This window comes from Pseudomonas sp. GW704-F2 (genome assembly GCF_059423025.1).
On the sequence record NZ_JBWKXO010000075.1, the window covers coordinates 1 to 15,664 of the forward strand.

General features: G+C 62.1%; 13 protein-coding genes. 9 read left to right on the plus strand and 4 right to left on the minus strand.

Annotated elements, in window-relative coordinates:
- Positions 1–356: 356 nt before the first annotated feature.
- Complete coding sequence (locus AC07W0_RS30195) at positions 357–773, minus strand: DUF3010 family protein (protein ID WP_102618934.1); 417 nt, start codon at positions 771–773, stop codon at positions 357–359.
- Between the two features lie 202 nt (positions 774–975).
- On the opposite strand from AC07W0_RS30195, the gene AC07W0_RS30200 reads away from it, so the two are divergent.
- Positions 976–1,938, plus strand: coding sequence for a tyrosinase family protein (locus AC07W0_RS30200; RefSeq protein ID WP_046487917.1), 963 nt, complete (start codon positions 976–978; stop codon positions 1,936–1,938).
- A gap of 40 nt (positions 1,939–1,978) precedes the next feature.
- On the opposite strand, the gene AC07W0_RS30205 is transcribed toward AC07W0_RS30200, so the two are convergent.
- Positions 1,979–2,380, minus strand: a complete 402-nt coding sequence (locus AC07W0_RS30205; RefSeq protein WP_017849538.1) for a lysozyme inhibitor LprI family protein — start codon at positions 2,378–2,380, stop codon at positions 1,979–1,981.
- A gap of 219 nt (positions 2,381–2,599) precedes the next feature.
- Here AC07W0_RS30205 and AC07W0_RS30210 point away from each other — a divergent pair, with 219 nt between their 5' ends.
- The 6 genes from AC07W0_RS30210 (at position 2,600) to etfB (ending at position 10,298) form a co-directional block, all read left to right on the plus strand.
- Positions 2,600–3,577, plus strand: a complete 978-nt coding sequence (locus AC07W0_RS30210) for a dipeptidase (RefSeq protein ID WP_017849539.1) — start codon at positions 2,600–2,602, stop codon at positions 3,575–3,577.
- A 51-nt stretch (positions 3,578–3,628) separates the two neighbouring features.
- Positions 3,629–4,159 carry a DUF5943 domain-containing protein gene (locus tag AC07W0_RS30215; protein WP_017849540.1) on the plus strand — a complete coding sequence of 177 codons (531 nt, stop codon included), beginning with the start codon at positions 3,629–3,631 and terminating at the stop codon, positions 4,157–4,159.
- A gap of 16 nt (positions 4,160–4,175) precedes the next feature.
- The gene (dgcA, locus tag AC07W0_RS30220) at positions 4,176–6,236 is read left to right on the plus strand and encodes a dimethylglycine demethylation protein DgcA (RefSeq protein ID WP_102618935.1); all 2,061 of its coding nucleotides are present in this window, start codon (positions 4,176–4,178) and stop codon (positions 6,234–6,236) included.
- 112 nt (positions 6,237–6,348) lie between these two features.
- Entirely contained in the window at positions 6,349–8,292 is a 1,944-nt protein-coding gene (gene dgcB / locus AC07W0_RS30225) for a dimethylglycine demethylation protein DgcB (RefSeq protein WP_102618936.1), read from the plus strand.
- Positions 8,292–9,512 carry an electron transfer flavoprotein subunit alpha gene (gene etfA, locus AC07W0_RS30230; RefSeq protein WP_102618937.1) on the plus strand — a complete coding sequence of 407 codons (1,221 nt, stop codon included), beginning with the start codon at positions 8,292–8,294 and terminating at the stop codon, positions 9,510–9,512. Before dgcB ends, etfA begins: the two co-directional genes overlap by 1 nt.
- A 15-nt stretch (positions 9,513–9,527) precedes the next feature.
- Positions 9,528–10,298, plus strand: coding sequence for an electron transfer flavoprotein subunit beta (etfB, locus tag AC07W0_RS30235; RefSeq protein WP_046487910.1), 771 nt, complete (start codon positions 9,528–9,530; stop codon positions 10,296–10,298).
- Between the two features lie 685 nt (positions 10,299–10,983).
- Here etfB and gbca read toward each other — a convergent pair.
- Positions 10,984–12,276, minus strand: coding sequence for a glycine betaine monooxygenase oxygenase subunit (gene gbca, locus AC07W0_RS30240; RefSeq protein WP_017847882.1), 1,293 nt, complete (start codon positions 12,274–12,276; stop codon positions 10,984–10,986).
- Positions 12,277–12,558: 282 nt separating this feature from the next.
- Here gbca and gbcB point away from each other — a divergent pair, with 282 nt between their 5' ends.
- Positions 12,559–13,659 (plus strand): glycine betaine monooxygenase reductase subunit, encoded by a 1,101-nt coding sequence (gene gbcB / locus AC07W0_RS30245; RefSeq protein WP_017847881.1) that lies wholly within the window; start codon positions 12,559–12,561, stop codon positions 13,657–13,659.
- A gap of 61 nt (positions 13,660–13,720) precedes the next feature.
- Here gbcB and AC07W0_RS30250 read toward each other — a convergent pair whose 3' ends face one another.
- Entirely contained in the window at positions 13,721–14,761 is a 1,041-nt protein-coding gene (locus AC07W0_RS30250) for a threonine aldolase family protein (protein ID WP_017847880.1), read from the minus strand.
- A 90-nt stretch (positions 14,762–14,851) separates the two neighbouring features.
- On the opposite strand from AC07W0_RS30250, the gene AC07W0_RS30255 reads away from it, so the two are divergent.
- Positions 14,852–15,580: a TraX family protein gene (locus tag AC07W0_RS30255; RefSeq protein ID WP_102618938.1), complete on the plus strand. Its 729-nt coding sequence runs from the start codon at positions 14,852–14,854 to the stop codon at positions 15,578–15,580.
- Positions 15,581–15,664: the final 84 nt, after the last annotated feature.

The window sequence follows — 15,664 nt, forward strand, 5'->3', positions numbered from 1 at the left end:
GGCTTGCCCCGATGACGGTGGATCAGCGGCCCCTGAGTGGCTGACACATCGCCATCGGGGGCAAGCCCCCTCCCACAGTAAATTGTCGGTGTGCCTATTGCTTTATCAGGGCCGAACACGCTGCCTTGAAGGCTTCATGCTGGTACTACACCCCTTCTCCTGTAAGCGACAAAGATCAAATGTGGGAGGGGGCAAGCCCCCTCCCACAGTGAATTGTCGGTGTGCTTATTGCTTTATCAGGGCCGAACACGCCGTCTTGAAGGCTTCATCCTGGTACTACACCCCTTCTCCTGTAAGCGACCAAGATCAAATGTGGGAGGGGGCAAGCCCCCTCCCACAGTGAATTGTCGGTGTGCCTATTGCTTTATCAGGGCCGAACACGCCGCCTTGAAGGCTTCATGCTGGTACTTGTTCAGCGTCGCCGGCAGATCGAAATTGTGCTTCTTGTTCTGCGCATTGATGGTCTGCGGCGACAGCAGCGTCACTTCAACCCCCTCCAGCAGTTGAAACACCCCTTCAATCTTGAACGTGGTCGGGCCGCCGGCGAATTCGCCTTTTTTGCTGCGCTTCTTGATGGCGATGCGGTCGATGGCGTTGTCCTGCACGAACGCCTTCACCTGGGCGGCGAAGGCTTTGACGTTGGCCGCTTCATCGTCGTCTTCGAGGGCGATTTTCTTGGTGGCCAGGGCGACGTGGGTCAGCGTCTGATTGTTCAGGGAGGCAACGGCGATGATGGCTTCGCTGCCTTTGATTTCGATGCCGCAGAGAGTCATTGGGTCGCCTTGGGGCAAAAAAGAGAGGCCGCAATAGTATCAGGGTCGAGGGCTGAGACGGCCGCCGTCCACCCGTCGGGAACGTGCTCGACCTGTTATTTTTGACAGTAGACCGCCGCGTGCCCGGTCTCATAGATTCCCTGAAGGAGCCTGCCGAGGGTTCCGGCCTGTTCCATGGCTATTCCGACAAGGGAGTTATGCAATGAATATTCGCAAGGAAATTCGCGCACTGACCGCAACGGAACAACTGGAGTTTATCAACACGTTATTGGCGATGAAGCGTTCCGGTGTCTACGACAAGTATGTTCATTGGCATCACGCCGTCATGAAGGCCACGGTCTACCCGAACGAACCCCAAGATCCCAACTACCGTAACGGTGCTCACCGGGGGCCGGCATTTCTGCCGTGGCACCGTGAAATGTTGATGCAGTTCGAGGCGGATCTACAAGCGATCAACGTCAGCGTAACGTTGCCTTATTGGGACTGGACGCAGGATGCGGCCGCCCCTGAACAATCGCCGGTGTGGCGCCAGGGTTTCCTGGGGGGTGATGGCGACCCAGCCGATCAGTTTCGCGTGCAGGATGGGGTCTTTGCCCACAAATACGGGAACTGGCCCGTGCCGCCCTATGACGAGGAGGGCTTGCCCGGGCCAGGCCTCAAACGCCAGTTCGGGCAAGTGATCAGCTCACTGCCAACCGAGGACGACCTGCGAGTGGCGATGAACGAAAGCCTGTATGACGAACCGAATTACAACTCGAGCCCTTTCATCCGTGGTTTCAGAAACCGCCTGGAAGGCTGGATCACCCAGCGTGGCGATCCTGCTGTCAAAACCTCCGGTTCGCAGCTGCATAACCGTGTGCATTTGTGGATTGGCGGCAATATGTTGCCCATGACCTCACCGGATGACCCGGTGTTCTTCCTGCATCACTGTTTCATCGACAAGATCTGGGCGGACTGGCAGGCGCAGAAGCGCCTGGATGAGCCGGACCTGGCCCCGCACTATTGCCCCATGCAGGACGGTCCGCCGGGCCACAACTATGATGATGTGATTAATCCCTGGACCCGCCGGATCAGTGAGGTGATGGATATCGCCGCGCTGGGCTACAGCTATGCGCCCAGCCGCCCATTGACGAAAAGCCCGTTCAAGTCGCCCTTCATGGCCTGACGCCTGTGAAGCGTTCCCGCGTTCAATGCGCGGGAATGCTTCACTCCTGGCCGATCGACTCTAAAAACTCCGACCGCTCATCACTCATCCGCGCCAGGCAATCGTTCAGCGCGATCGCATAGGGCTTGGTACCGGTCGCCGCCGGGAAGGTGTCCACCGCGCAATCGGCGTCGCGTAATTTTTCCCACTTCTGCTGGGCATCCTTCAGACGAGCGGTAATGTCTGCCAGCTGTGACTTGTTGCTGCCATAGGTCGAACCCATGCGCTCCAGCAACCCTTGATAGTTATCCTTGAGCAATTGCTCGGCGGTGGTTTTGTTGTAGGTGGCGCATTCCAGGGTTTGCTTGTCGTTTTCGATGCCGTCGCACGGCGTGCTGTCGGTGTCTTCGGCCGCGTGGACGCCGGTTGCGATGAGTGCCAAAGCCAGGAAAATCGATTTCATTGCGCCGTCTCATATCGGTTGATGCGGGAATTCTGGCCCAAGCGTAAGACAAAGAACAGCCGCCAGACAGACCTGTCTTAGCGACCTTCGTCGCGGATTGACGCTTTCGGCAATTCCCCTGTCGTTTTTGCACCCGGTCCGCTCGGCCCCTCGGCATATGCTGGCCCCAAAGCGCCGGCAGACGATTCGGCGCACGAATCGCCAATAAGGGGACGCCTGATGAGCCCAGCGCAATTACACGCCGACAGCATCGTTATCGACGGGCTGATCATTGCCAAGTGGAACCGCGAGCTGTTCGAGGACATGCGCAAAGGCGGCCTGACCGCCGCCAACTGCACCGTGTCGGTGTGGGAAGGGTTCCAGGCGACGATCAATAACATCGTCGCCAGCCAGACCCTGATCCGCGAGAACAGCGACCTGGTGATCCCGGTGAAAACCACCGCCGACATCCGCAAGGCCAAGGAACAGGGCAAGACCGGCATCATCTTCGGCTTCCAGAACGCCCACGCGTTTGAAGACCAGCTCGGCTACGTCGAGATCTTCAAGCAGCTCGGCGTCGGTGTGGTGCAGATGTGCTACAACACCCAGAACCTGGTCGGCACCGGTTGCTACGAACGCGACGGCGGGCTGTCGGGCTTTGGCCGCGAGATCGTCGGCGAGATGAACCGCGTCGGCATCATGTGCGACCTGTCCCACGTCGGCTCCAAGACCAGCGAAGAAGTCATCCTCGAATCGAAAAAACCGGTGTGCTACTCCCACTGCCTGCCCTCCGGGCTCAAGGAACACCCGCGCAACAAGTCCGATGAAGAGCTGAAGTTCATCGCCGACCACGGCGGCTTTGTCGGCGTGACCATGTTCGCGCCGTTCCTGGCCAAGGGTATCGATTCGACCATCGACGACTACGCCGAAGCCATCGAGTACACCATGAACATCGTCGGCGAAGACGCCATCGGCATCGGCACCGACTTCACCCAGGGCCATGGCCAGGATTTCTTCGAAATGCTGACCCATGACAAGGGCTACGCCCGCCGCCTGACCAGCTTCGGCAAGATCATCAACCCGCTGGGCATCCGCACCGTGGGCGAGTTCCCCAACCTCACCGAGACCCTGCTCAAGCGCGGCCACAGCGAACGCGTGGTGCGCAAGATCATGGGCGAGAACTGGGTCAACGTCTTGAAGGACGTGTGGGGCGAATAAGCCAAACACCCACGGGCAACACCACTACGAATTTTCTGGAGTTAAGTTTCCATGGCCAAGATCGCCCCGCAATTGCCTATCGAAGTCGACAGCGAAACCGGTGTCTGGACCTCCGACGCCCTGCCGATGCTGTACGTACCGCGTCATTTCTTCGTCAACAACCACATGGGTATCGAAGAGGTGCTCGGTGCCGAGGCCTACGCCGCGATCCTCTACAAGGCCGGCTACAAATCCGCCTGGCACTGGTGTGAAAAAGAAGCCGAATGCCATGGCCTTGAAGGCGTGGCGGTGTTCGAGCACTACATGAAGCGCCTGTCGCAACGCGGCTGGGGCCTGTTCAAGATCCAGGACATCGACCTCGACAAAGGCACCGCCAGCGTCAAGCTCGAACACTCGGCGTTCGTCTACGTGTACGGCAAGGTCGGGCGCAAGGTCGACTACATGTTCACCGGCTGGTTTGCCGGGGCCATGGACCAGATCCTGCAAGCGCGCGGCAGCACTATTCGCACCGTGGCCGAACAAGTCTACGGCGGCTCCGAAGAGGGCCATGACGACGGCCTGTTCACCGTCAAGCCGTTGTAAGTCGAGGAACCCTGCCATGGCTTTCGAAGCAATGTTCGCGCCGATCCAGATCGGCAAACTGACCATCCGCAACCGCGTGCTCAGTACCGCCCACGCCGAGGTGTATGCCACCGACGGCGGCATGACCACCGACCGCTATGTGAAGTACTACGAAGAGAAAGCCAAGGGCGGGATCGGCCTGGCCATCTGCGGCGGGTCTTCCAGCGTGGCGATCGACAGCCCGCAAGGCTGGTGGAAATCGGTGAACCTGGCCGACGACCGGATCATCCCGCACTTCCAGAACCTGGCCGATGCCATGCACAAGCATGGCGCCAAGATCATGATCCAGATTACCCACATGGGCCGCCGCTCGCGCTGGGACGGCGAGCATTGGCCGACCCTGCTGTCGCCCTCGGGCATCCGCGAGCCGGTACACCGTGCGACCTGCAAGACCATCGAGCCGGAAGAGATCTGGCGCGTGATCGGCAACTACGCCAGCGCGGCAGCGCGGGCAAAAGCCGGTGGCCTGGACGGCGTGGAACTGTCGGCGGTGCATCAGCACATGATCGACCAGTTCTGGAGCCCGCGGGTCAACAAGCGCACCGACGAATGGGGCGGCAGCTTTGAAAACCGCATGCGTTTCGGCCTGGAAGTGCTCAAGGCGGTGCGGGCTGAAGTCGGCCCGGATTTCTGCGTCGGCATCCGCCTGTGCGGCGATGAGTTCCACCCGGACGGCTTGTCCCACGAGGACATGAAGCAGATCGCCAAGTATTACGACGACACCGGCATGCTCGATTTTATCGGTGTGGTCGGCTCGGGTTGCGATACCCACAACACCCTGGCCAACGTCATTCCGAACATGAGTTATCCACCGGAGCCGTTCCTGCATCTGGCGGCCGGGATCAAGGAAGTGGTCAAGGCTCCGGTGCTGCACGCGCAGAACATCAAGGACCCGAACCAGGCCACGCGCATCCTCGAAGGCGGCTATGTGGACATGGTCGGCATGACCCGCGCCCACATCGCCGACCCGCACCTGATCGCCAAGATCAAGATGGGCCAGATCGACCAGATCAAACAGTGCGTCGGCGCCAACTATTGCATCGACCGCCAGTACCAGGGCCTGGATGTGCTGTGCATCCAGAACGCCGCGACCTCCCGTGAATACATGGGCGTGCCGCACATCATCGACAAATCCACCGGGCCCAAGCGCAAGGTGGTGGTGGTCGGCGCCGGGCCAGCGGGGATGGAGGCTGCGCGCGTCGCCGCCGAGCGTGGCCACGACGTGACCCTGTTCGAGAAAAAAGCCTTTATCGGCGGGCAAATCACTACCGCCTCCAAAGCCCCGCAGCGCGACCAGATCGCCGGGATCACCCGCTGGTTCCAACTGGAACTGGCGCGGTTGAACGTCGACCTGCGCCTGGGCGTGGCGGCGGACGCGGCGACCATCCTCGACCTGCGCCCGGATGTGGTGGTGCTGGCGGTGGGCGGGCATCCGTTCCTGGAGCAGAACGAACACTGGGGCGCGGCCGAAGGCCTGGTGGTCAGCAGTTGGGACGTGCTCGACGGCAAAGTCGCGCCGGGCAAGAACGTGCTGGTCTACGACACCATCTGCGAATTCACCGGCATGTCGGTGGCCGATTTTCTCGCGGACAAGGGCAGCCAGGTCGAGATCGTCACCGACGACATCAAGCCCGGCGTGGCCATCGGCGGTACGTCGTTCCCGACCTACTACCGCAGCATGTACCCCAAGGAAGTGATCATGACCGGCGACATGATGCTGGAAAAGGTCTACCGCGAAGGCGACAAGCTGGTGGCGGTGCTGGAGAACGAATACACCGGCGCCAAAGAGGAGCGGGTGGTCGATCAAGTGGTGGTGGAAAACGGCGTGCGTCCCGATGAGGAGATCTACTACGCCCTCAAGCCCGGCTCGCGCAACAAGGGGCAGATGGACATCGAAGCGCTGTTCGCGATCAAGCCGCAACCGTGCCTGAGCGAAGCGGGCGAGGGCTACTTGCTGTTCCGCATCGGTGACTGTGTGGCGCAGCGCAATACCCACGCCGCGATCTATGACGCCCTGCGCTTGTGCAAGGATTTCTGACCCGACACCGAACCAATGTGTACTCGGTCAAAAATGTGGGAGGGGGCTTGCCCCCTCCCACATTTAGGACCCGGTTTCACAGTAGATCCGTGTGGTCTGTGGGAGCTTCACCATGTTGAATACTCTTCTTCCGATTCTGCTGTTCGCGGCGCTGGGCCTTGCTGTTCTGGGCGCACTGCGGCGGGCAGCCATGTGGCGCCGTGGGCGGGCGTCGAAGGTCGACTTGATCAAAGGCCTGCTGGCCATGCCCAAGCGCTACATGGTCGACCTGCACCACGTGGTCGCCCGCGACAAATACATCGCCAACACCCACGTCGCTACGGCGCTGGGTTTTGTGCTGTCGGCGCTGCTGGCGGTCCTGGTGCATGGTTTCGGCCTGCATAACCGCATCCTCGGCGTTGCCTTGCTGCTGGCGTCGGTACTGATGTTTGTCGGCGCCACGTTTGTCTATCTGCGCCGGCGCAATCCGCCGTCGCGCCTGTCGAAAGGCCCGTGGATGCGCCTGCCGAAAAGCCTGATGGCGTTTTCTGTGAGCTTCTTCCTGGTAACGCTGCCGGTGGCCGGGGTGCTGCCCGCCGACTTCGGCGGCTGGTTGCTGGCCGCGTTGTTGAGCGTGGGTGTGCTGTGGGGCGTGTCGGAAATGTTCTTCGGCATGACCTGGGGCGGGCCGATGAAGCACGCCTTCGCCGGTGCCTTGCACCTGGCCTGGCACCGCCGCGCCGAGCGCTTCGGCGGGGGCCGTTCCACCGGTTTGAAACCGTTGGACCTGAACGATAAAAGCGCGCCCCTGGGCGTGGAAAAACCCAAGGACTTCACCTGGAACCAACTGCTCGGCTTCGACGCCTGCGTGCAGTGCGGTAAGTGCGAAGCGGCGTGCCCGGCGTTCGCCGCCGGCCAGCCGCTGAACCCGAAAAAGCTGATTCAGGACATGGTGGTCGGCCTGGCCGGCGGCACCGATGCCAAGTTCGCCGGCAGCGCTTATCCTGGAAAACCGATCGGTGAACACCGCGGCAACCCGCACCAACCGATCGTCAACGGCCTGGTGGACGCCGACACGTTGTGGTCCTGCACCACCTGCCGCGCCTGTGTGGAAGAGTGCCCGATGATGATCGAGCACGTGGACGCCATCGTCGACATGCGCCGCCACCTCACCCTGGAAAAAGGCGCCACGCCGAACAAGGGCGCCGAAGTCCTCGAAAACCTGATCGCCACCGACAACCCCGGCGGCTTCGCACCGGGCGGTCGGCTGAACTGGGCGGCGGATCTGAACCTGCCGTTGCTCAGCGAAAAAGGTCGCTGCGAGGTGCTGTTCTGGGTCGGCGACGGTGCCTTCGACATGCGCAACCAGCGCACCCTGCGCGCCTTCGTCAAAGTGCTGAAAGCGGCCAAGGTCGACTTTGCCGTGCTCGGCCTGGAAGAGCGCGACAGCGGCGACGTCGCCCGCCGTTTGGGCGATGAAGCGACCTTCCAACTGCTGGCCACGCGCAATATCCAGACCTTGGCCAAGTACAACTTCACGCGCATCGTCACCTGCGACCCGCACAGTTTCCATGTGCTGAAAAACGAATACGGCGCCTTCAACGGTGACTATGTCGTACAGCACCACAGCACCTTCATGGCCGAGCTGATCGGCGACGGCGCGCTGAACCTGGGCCAGCACAAAGGCAGCAGCGTGACCTATCACGACCCGTGCTACCTGGGCCGCTACAACGGCGAATACGAGGCGCCGCGCCAGGTGCTGCGCGCGTTGGGGATCGAGGTCAAGGAGATGCAACGCTCGGGCTACCGTTCACGCTGCTGCGGTGGCGGTGGCGGCGCACCGATCACCGACATTCCGGGCAAGCAACGCATCCCCGATATGCGGATGGACGACATCCGCACAACCGGCGCCGAACTGGTGGCCGTGGGCTGCCCGCAATGCACCGCGATGCTCGAAGGCGTGGTCGAACCGCGCCCACTGATCAAGGACATCGCCGAGTTGGTGGCTGATGCCTTGCTCGACGAGCCGGCGCCGGCCAAAGCCCCGATCGCGCGTGAACCCGCGGAGGTACACTGATGAGCGACATTATCCGCCGCGACCCACGCGCCGAATGGATCGCCCGTAACCGCCTGCACCCGCTGCATGCGGCGATGCAACCGGTGCAACACAGTTGGATGGGGCCCAACGGCGTCATCCGCAAGAACGTCCATGGTGTCGGTTTTATCGGCCCCAACGGCATCAAGCGCATCGACCGCAGCGGTGCCCAGCAGGGCGGAGCGGCCAAGCGCACGGCGGCGGTGGAAGTGCAGTTGCCGCTGCATCAAGTGGCGGCGCCCGCGTTCTACATCAACGTGGTGCCGGACATGGTCGGCGGCCGCCTGAGCAGCCACGACCGTGACCTGCTCGGCCTGGCCCGGCAACTCGCCGGCAGCGACGGTGCGGTGCTGGCCGTGGTGTTTGGCGAACACAAGGAAAACGCATTTGCCACGGCCGGCGTCGACCGCCTGCTGGTGCTCGAAGGTCATGCTTTCGACGGTTATTCACCGGAGCAACGCGTGCAGGGCCTGCGGGCTGTGGATAACCAGTTCAGCCCGCGTCATTGGTTGCTGCCGGACAGCCGCAGCGGTGGCGGTGAACTCGGTCGGCGTTTTGCCGCCAGCCTCAACGAGCGCCCGGCCACGCGGGTGTGGCAGATCCAGGGCGAGCAGTGCATCGGCCGTGCCGGTGCCGGTCAGCAAGACGTGGCCCGGCCGCTGCCGCGCCTGATCCTGGCCGCCGCCGAATGCGCCGATCCGGTCAGCGACACTCGGCATGAAGTGCTGCCCGTGGAGTTATCCACAGCCCTGGCGCGCAGCCTGCCGCGTATCGAAGACCTCGGCGCGGTGGCGGTGGACCCGGCGGCGATTCCGATGGCTGAAGCCGAGTTTATTTTCTCCGGCGGCAACGGCGTGAAGGACTGGGCGCTGTTCCACCAGACCGCCGCCGCCCTGGGCGCTACCGAAGGCGCCTCGCGCGTCGCGGTGGACGATGGCTTCATGGCCCGCGATCGCCAGGTCGGCGCCAGCGGCACCTGGGTCACGGCGCGGGTGTATGTGGCCGTCGGTATCTCCGGGGCGATCCAGCACCTGCAAGGCATCGGCGCCTGCGACAAGGTGGTGGCGATCAACCTCGACCCCGGCTGCGACATGATCAAGCGTGCCGACCTGTCGGTGATCGGCGACAGCGCCGCGATTCTGCAAGCCTTGATCGCCGCGGTCGAGGCCTACCGCCACGGCGCCAAGCGCGATGCGGCTTAAGCAAAGGATAAGGGCATGAACACGCAGGTAATCAGTCTGGTCTCCATCGGCGCCCACCCCACCTCCGGGCGCCCGCGCCGCGCCGAGCAGGATGCGCGCGCGGTCGAGTTGGGCCTGCAAATGGCTGGGGATAAGTTGCAGGTGCTGCATGCCGGCGACATCGCCGAACCCACGCTGCGCAGCTACCTGGGCATGGGGCTGGCGCAGTTGCATGTGCTCGAGCAACCGCCTGGCGCCGATGCCTTGCCGGTGCTCAGTGAGTATCTGCGCGACGCCGGCGCCCAGGTGGTGCTCACCGGTAGCCAGGCCGAAACCGGCGAAGGTTCGGGGATGTTGCCGTTCCTGCTCGCCGAACACCTGGGCTGGCCGCTGATTGTCGGACTGGCGCAGGTGGAGTCCATCGAGAGCGGCGTGGCCCTGGTGCTGCAAGCCTTGCCCCGTGGGCAGCGGCGGCGCTTGAAGGTGCGCCTGCCGTTTCTGGCCACGGTGGATAACGCCGCGCCCAAGCCTCGGCAGAGCGCCTATGGCCCGGCGCAACGCGGCGAACTGGCGGCCCACGAGGTCGAGGTTGAAGCGGACGAGTTATTCACAGGCGCCGTGCTGCAACCGGCCAAGCCACGCCCCAAGCGGCTCAAGGTGATCAAGGCCAAGAGCGGCGCGGACCGGATGAAGGCGGCCACGGCCAAGGCCAGTGGCGGCGGCGGGCAGGTACTCAAGGGCCTCAGCCCTGAAGCGGGTGCTGAAGCGATTCTCAAGTTGTTGCTTGAGGAAGGCGTGGTTCGCTGAGCCGCAACGGGGAGAGTGGCTTACCCACAATCCCTGTTGACCCGTCTGTGGATAACCTGTTCGCGGTTGTCCACACCCCCTGTAAATCAAGCCCTGCAGCCCTCCGTACAAAAAACGACCAGGCTAACCCTCGGTTTTTCCTTGGGTTTCTGTGTGATCACAGCCATTACCCCGCGCAGAGTTCCCCCCAAAGTCTGTTGGCGCTTCTGTGGATAAGATGTTCGCTTACCGCTGCAGCCCTTATAAATCAAGGCTTACGCTAGGTTGATCAAAATTTGATCAATTGCGCGCATTTGCCCGCTGAAACGCGTGGATAGCCCGGTTTATGAAGGTTTGAAGGGGTTTTCCACAGCCGCGTCAAAGTTGCCCCCAAAGTCTGTTGGTGCTTCTGTGGATAAGGTGTTCGCGTACCGCTACAGGGCACGGTTCATATGGCTTACACGGAGTTGTTCAAAAAATGATCAGTGGCGCCTTAAAACGGCCAAGTCGAATAAGTCACGGATTTTCTTGATTTAATTTCGACGGGCAGGCGCACTTGCGCACAATTGCTGTGGGTGGCTCTGTGGATAAGTTGTTGGGCAAAGGCTGGAGGGCAGGCGGCGAGAGGGGTTCAGTGTGCTTGAACAAATTTTGATCAGTGCGCAACCCAATGTGGGAGCGAGCAAGCCCGCTCCCACTGGGATGGTTACTGGGCGGCCACGCCTTTGAGGTAGGGCGCCGGCGCCGCGCCGAGGTTGCTCAGCATGCGCTCGCTGTACCAGTCGATGAAGTTCACCACGCCGAACTCATAGGTCTTGGAGTAGGGCCCCGGCTGGTAGGCGGTGGAGTTGATCCCGCGCTGGTTTTCTTCGGCCAGGCGACGGTCCTGGTCGTTGGTGGCGTCCCATACCTGGCGCATGCGCTCCACGTCGTAGTCCACGCCTTCGACCGCGTCCTTGTGGACCAGCCACTTGGTGGTGACCATGGTTTCCTGGGCGCTGATCGGCCACACGGTGAACACGATCACGTGGTCGCCCATGCAGTGGTTCCACGAGTGCGGCAGGTGCAGGATACGCATCGAGCCCAGGTCCGGGTTCTTGATGCGGCCCATCAACTTCTTGCAGCCCTGTTTGCCGTCCAGGGTCATCGACACGGTGCCCTTGAGCAGCGGCATACGCACGATGCGGTTGCGCAGGCCGAAGCTGGCGTGGGCGTAAGGGATTTTTTCGGCTTCCCAGGCCGCGGCGCTGGCGGCCACGTGGTCCTTGAAGGCCTGGTCGGCGCGCGGGTCGGTGACGTCGTCCCACTCGAGCAGGGTTTTCAACAGCTCGGGGTGCGAGGCGTTGCAGTGGTAGCACTCGCGGTTGTTTTCCAGCACCAGTTTCCAGTTGGCCTTTTCCATCAAAGTGGTTTGCACCGCCACCTTGGTGTTCTCCATGTCGTAGGGTTCCATGTAGTGGTTCAGGGTCGACAGGAAGTCATCGATGGCCGGCGGGTTCTGCGCCAGGCTGATGAAGATGTAGCCGCCGGCGGTCTTCACGTTGATCGGCTTGAGGCCGTACTGCTTCATGTCGAAGTCGGCGCCCATCTCGGTGCCGGCGAACAGCAGGCGGCCGTCCAGTTCGTAGGTCCACTGGTGGTACGGGCAGACCAGCTTGGCGACCTTGCCTTTGTCGCTGGTACACAAGCGCGAACCGCGGTGGCGGCAGACGTTGTGGAACGCATGCACCACGCCATCGGCGCCACGGATCACGATGATCGGGTTCTTGCCCACTTGCAGGGTCAGGAAGTTGCCCTTGGTGGGGATCTCGCAGGTCATGCCGGCGATCAACCATTCCTTCTGGAAGATCTCCTGCATATCGATATCAAACAACCGCTCATCAGAGTAGAACGGCTGTGGCAGCGAGAACGTGCGTTCGCGCTCTTGCAGCATCTGCGCGGTGGCCTTGCGTGCGGGTTCCAGCGGATCGCCCAAGCTTAAGGTTGCGGTGACGTCCATCGTGTGTGTCCTCATGGCCATTCTGTGTGGCCGGCGAAAGTGGCTACGGTTAGTGCAGTGCAAGGCGTAAAGAAAGTGTCGTTGTTGGCAGCGAGTGTGCGGCCGCCGTTGCGGTGAACCTTATCCATGGGCGACATGGCCCAATCTGTTCCCGACGCGCAACCCCCTGTCGTTGGGGGCTGGTCGCGATAAGTATGTGAATGTCGCAGATAGGTAAATGGGTGGTTCTCGCGTTACGCAGAATCGCCACCATAAGGCCGAGCCTCGGCGGTGGAGAACAGCATGTCCAGCAACTTCCTGAATCCGGTAACCACCCAGACCTGGGCCAATGGTCGGCACATTGTCCGTTGCGTCAAAGTCATCCAGGAAACCTGGGACGTTCGCACCTTCTGCTTCATGGCCGACCAACCGATCCTGTTCTTTTTCAAGCCGGGGCAGTTCGTCACCCTGGAGCTGGAAATCGACGGCCAGCCGATCATGCGTTCCTACACCATCTCCAGCTCGCCGTCGGTGCCTTACAGCTTCTCGGTGACGATCAAGCGCGTGCCGGGCGGCAAGGTCTCCAACTGGCTGCACGACACCCTGCACGAGGGCCAGGAGCTGGCGGTCCACGGGCCGGTCGGGCTGTTCAATGCCATCGACTTCCCAAGCCCGAAGGTGCTGTACCTCAGCGGCGGCGTCGGCATTACCCCGGTGATGTCCATGGCGCGCTGGTTCTACGACACCAACGCCAACGTCGACATGACGTTTATCCACAGCGCGCGCTCGCCCAAAGACATCATCTACCACCGCGAGCTGGAGCACATGGCCTCGCGGATCGACAACTTCAGCCTGCACCTGATCTGCGAGAAGCACGGCCTGGGCGAGCCCTGGGCCGGGTATCGCGGTTACCTGAACCACAAGATGCTCGAATTGATGGTGCCGGACTTCCTGGAGCGCGAAGTGTTCTGCTGCGGCCCCACGCCGTACATGACCGCAGTGAAGCGCCTGCTGGAAGCCGCCGGTTTCGACATGACGCGTTATCACGAAGAGTCCTTCGGCGCGACGCCAGCGGAAGCCCGCGCCGATGCGGTGGAACAGGCCGAACAAGCCGCCGATGCGCCGGAAATCGACCTGGCGGACCTGCATCAGGTCGAGTTCATCACCTCGGGCAAGAGCATCCGCGTGGCGCCGGGCGAAACCGTCCACGCCGCTGCGGCCAAGCTCGGCCTGCTGATTCCCAAGGCCTGCGGCATGGGGATTTGCGGCACATGCAAGGTGCTCAAGCTGGGCGGCGAGGTCGAGATGGACCACAACGGCGGGATTACCGAGGAAGACGAAGCTGAGGGCTACATCCTGTCGTGCTGCAGCGTGCCGAAGGGCGACGTGCGGATTGAGTTCTGACCCACACCTTAAGTGGGCACGATCCACTGTGGCAGGGAGCAAGCCCCTGCCACCTTCGTAATCAGGCCCCCATCACTTCGCGAATATCCGCCGCCAGCTCGCGCACGCGTTCTTCCTCGGTGTCCCACGCACACATGAAGCGCGCGCCGCCTTTGCCGATGAAGGTGTAGAAGCGCCAGCCCTTGGCCGTCAGCGCGGCGATCGCCGGTTCCGAGAGTTGCAGGAACACGCCGTTGGCCTGCACCGGGAACATCAATTCCACGCCGGGAATATCCGCCACCAGGCTGCTCAGCAACTGCGCGCAGTGGTTGGCGTGGCGTGCGTGTTTGAGCCAGGCGTCGTTTTCCAGCAGGCCCACCCACGGCGCGGAGAGGAAGCGCATCTTCGACGCGAGCTGGCCGGCCTGTTTGCAGCGGTAGTCGAAGTCTTCGGCCAGTGCGCGGTTGAAGAACAGAATCGCTTCGCCCACGGCCATGCCGTTTTTCGTGCCGCCGAAGCACAACACATCCACCCCGGCTTTCCAGGTCAGGTCGGCCGGCGAACAGCCGAGGAACGCGCAGGCGTTGGCGAAGCGCGCGCCGTCCATGTGCAGGTTCAGGCCGAGCTCTTTGCAGGTGGCGCTGATGGCGCGGATTTCGTCCGGGGTGTACACGCTGCCGACTTCAGTGGCCTGGGTCAGCGTCACCACGCGGGGTTTGGGGTAATGGATGTCCTGGCGCTTGAGGGCGATCTCGCGGATCGATTCCGGGGTCAGCTTGCCGTTTTCGGTGCGCGCGGTGAGCAGCTTGGAACCGTTGGAGAAAAACTCCGGTGCGCCGCATTCGTCAGTCTCGACGTGGGCGGTTTCCGAGCAGATCACGCTATGGTAGCTCTGGCACAGCGATGACAGCGCCAGGGAGTTGGCGGCGGTGCCGTTGAAGGCGAAGAACACTTCGCAGTCGGTCTCGAACAGGTTACGGAAACCGTCGGCGGCGCGGTGGGTCCATTCGTCATCGCCATAGGCGCGCTGATGGCCGTGGTTGGCTTGTTCCATGGCGGCCCAGGCTTCCGGGCAGATGCCGGAATAGTTATCGCTGGCGAATTGTTGGCTCTTGTCGGTCATGGCCCATTCCTGTGGTCGATGTTGGTGCACACTTTAACCAAGATTGTCTGGGGTGCACACGCACTGTAAATGCAAAGTCACTGGGGAATTATGCACGCTACTGAAACGATTCCTGTCGGACGTGTCCGCGATGGCGCCTTGGATTTGCTCAAGTGGCTGGCGCTGCTGAGCATGGTGCTGGACCACTTGCGTTATGTCGGGTTGAGCCTGGATGGCCTGTATGTGCCGGGGCGCCTGGCGTTCCCGTGGTTTTGCCTGGCGATTGCGGCGAATGTGCATCGGGTGCGAGACGCGCCGGTGAGCAGCCGCTGGCGTTACTTGGGCTGGTTGCTGTTGTTCAGCCTGATCAGCGAAGTGCCGTACCGGCTGTTCATCGAAGATGCCGATACGTTGAATGTGTTGCCCACCTTGGCGTTGGGCTTGCTGGTTGCCCGAGGATGGCAGCAGAAGGCGCTGGTTGATCGAGGATTGGCGCTGATTGCCCTGGCGATAGGCGCTGTGTTTTCCACGCAGCTGATGTTCGGTTTCTTCGGTGTATTGCTGCCGTGGGCGATGGTGTTGGTGTTTCGTCGGCCATGGTATTTCAGCGTATTTCCGGGGCTGCTGTGTGTGGCAGCCAATCAATGGCAGATTCTGCTCGATAGCGGCACGCCGGTGGCGTGGATGGGGTTGGCGGCATGCCTGATCGCGCCATTGGCCGGCCTGGTCCTGTTGCGACATGTCAAAAACGCCACGCCGCCGGCAATGCGCCGCTGGGCGTATGCCCTCTATCCTGTGCATTTCCTGCTGCTGCTACTCGTCCGTCAAATCATCGCCTAACCAGTGTGGGAGGGGCGGTGCGACGGTTCGACTTGCCCCCGATAGCGGTGTGTCAGCCACGGCATGTGCAAGCTGATCCACCGC

Excerpts from the sequence above, each read along its gene's own strand:
- AC07W0_RS30195 (WP_102618934.1), bottom strand. The coding sequence starts at position 773 with ATGACTCTCTGCGGCATCGAAATCAAAGGCAGCGAAGCCATCATCGCC.
- AC07W0_RS30200 (WP_046487917.1), top strand. The coding sequence starts at position 976 with ATGAATATTCGCAAGGAAATTCGCGCACTGACCGCAACGGAACAACTG.
- AC07W0_RS30205 (WP_017849538.1), bottom strand. The coding sequence starts at position 2,380 with ATGAAATCGATTTTCCTGGCTTTGGCACTCATCGCAACCGGCGTCCAC.
- AC07W0_RS30210 (WP_017849539.1), top strand. The coding sequence starts at position 2,600 with ATGAGCCCAGCGCAATTACACGCCGACAGCATCGTTATCGACGGGCTG.
- AC07W0_RS30215 (WP_017849540.1), top strand. The coding sequence starts at position 3,629 with ATGGCCAAGATCGCCCCGCAATTGCCTATCGAAGTCGACAGCGAAACC.
- dgcA (WP_102618935.1), top strand. The coding sequence starts at position 4,176 with ATGGCTTTCGAAGCAATGTTCGCGCCGATCCAGATCGGCAAACTGACC.
- dgcB (WP_102618936.1), top strand. The coding sequence starts at position 6,349 with ATGTTGAATACTCTTCTTCCGATTCTGCTGTTCGCGGCGCTGGGCCTT.
- etfA (WP_102618937.1), top strand. The coding sequence starts at position 8,292 with ATGAGCGACATTATCCGCCGCGACCCACGCGCCGAATGGATCGCCCGT.
- etfB (WP_046487910.1), top strand. The coding sequence starts at position 9,528 with ATGAACACGCAGGTAATCAGTCTGGTCTCCATCGGCGCCCACCCCACC.
- gbca (WP_017847882.1), bottom strand. The coding sequence starts at position 12,276 with ATGGACGTCACCGCAACCTTAAGCTTGGGCGATCCGCTGGAACCCGCA.
- gbcB (WP_017847881.1), top strand. The coding sequence starts at position 12,559 with ATGTCCAGCAACTTCCTGAATCCGGTAACCACCCAGACCTGGGCCAAT.
- AC07W0_RS30250 (WP_017847880.1), bottom strand. The coding sequence starts at position 14,761 with ATGACCGACAAGAGCCAACAATTCGCCAGCGATAACTATTCCGGCATC.
- AC07W0_RS30255 (WP_102618938.1), top strand. The coding sequence starts at position 14,852 with ATGCACGCTACTGAAACGATTCCTGTCGGACGTGTCCGCGATGGCGCC.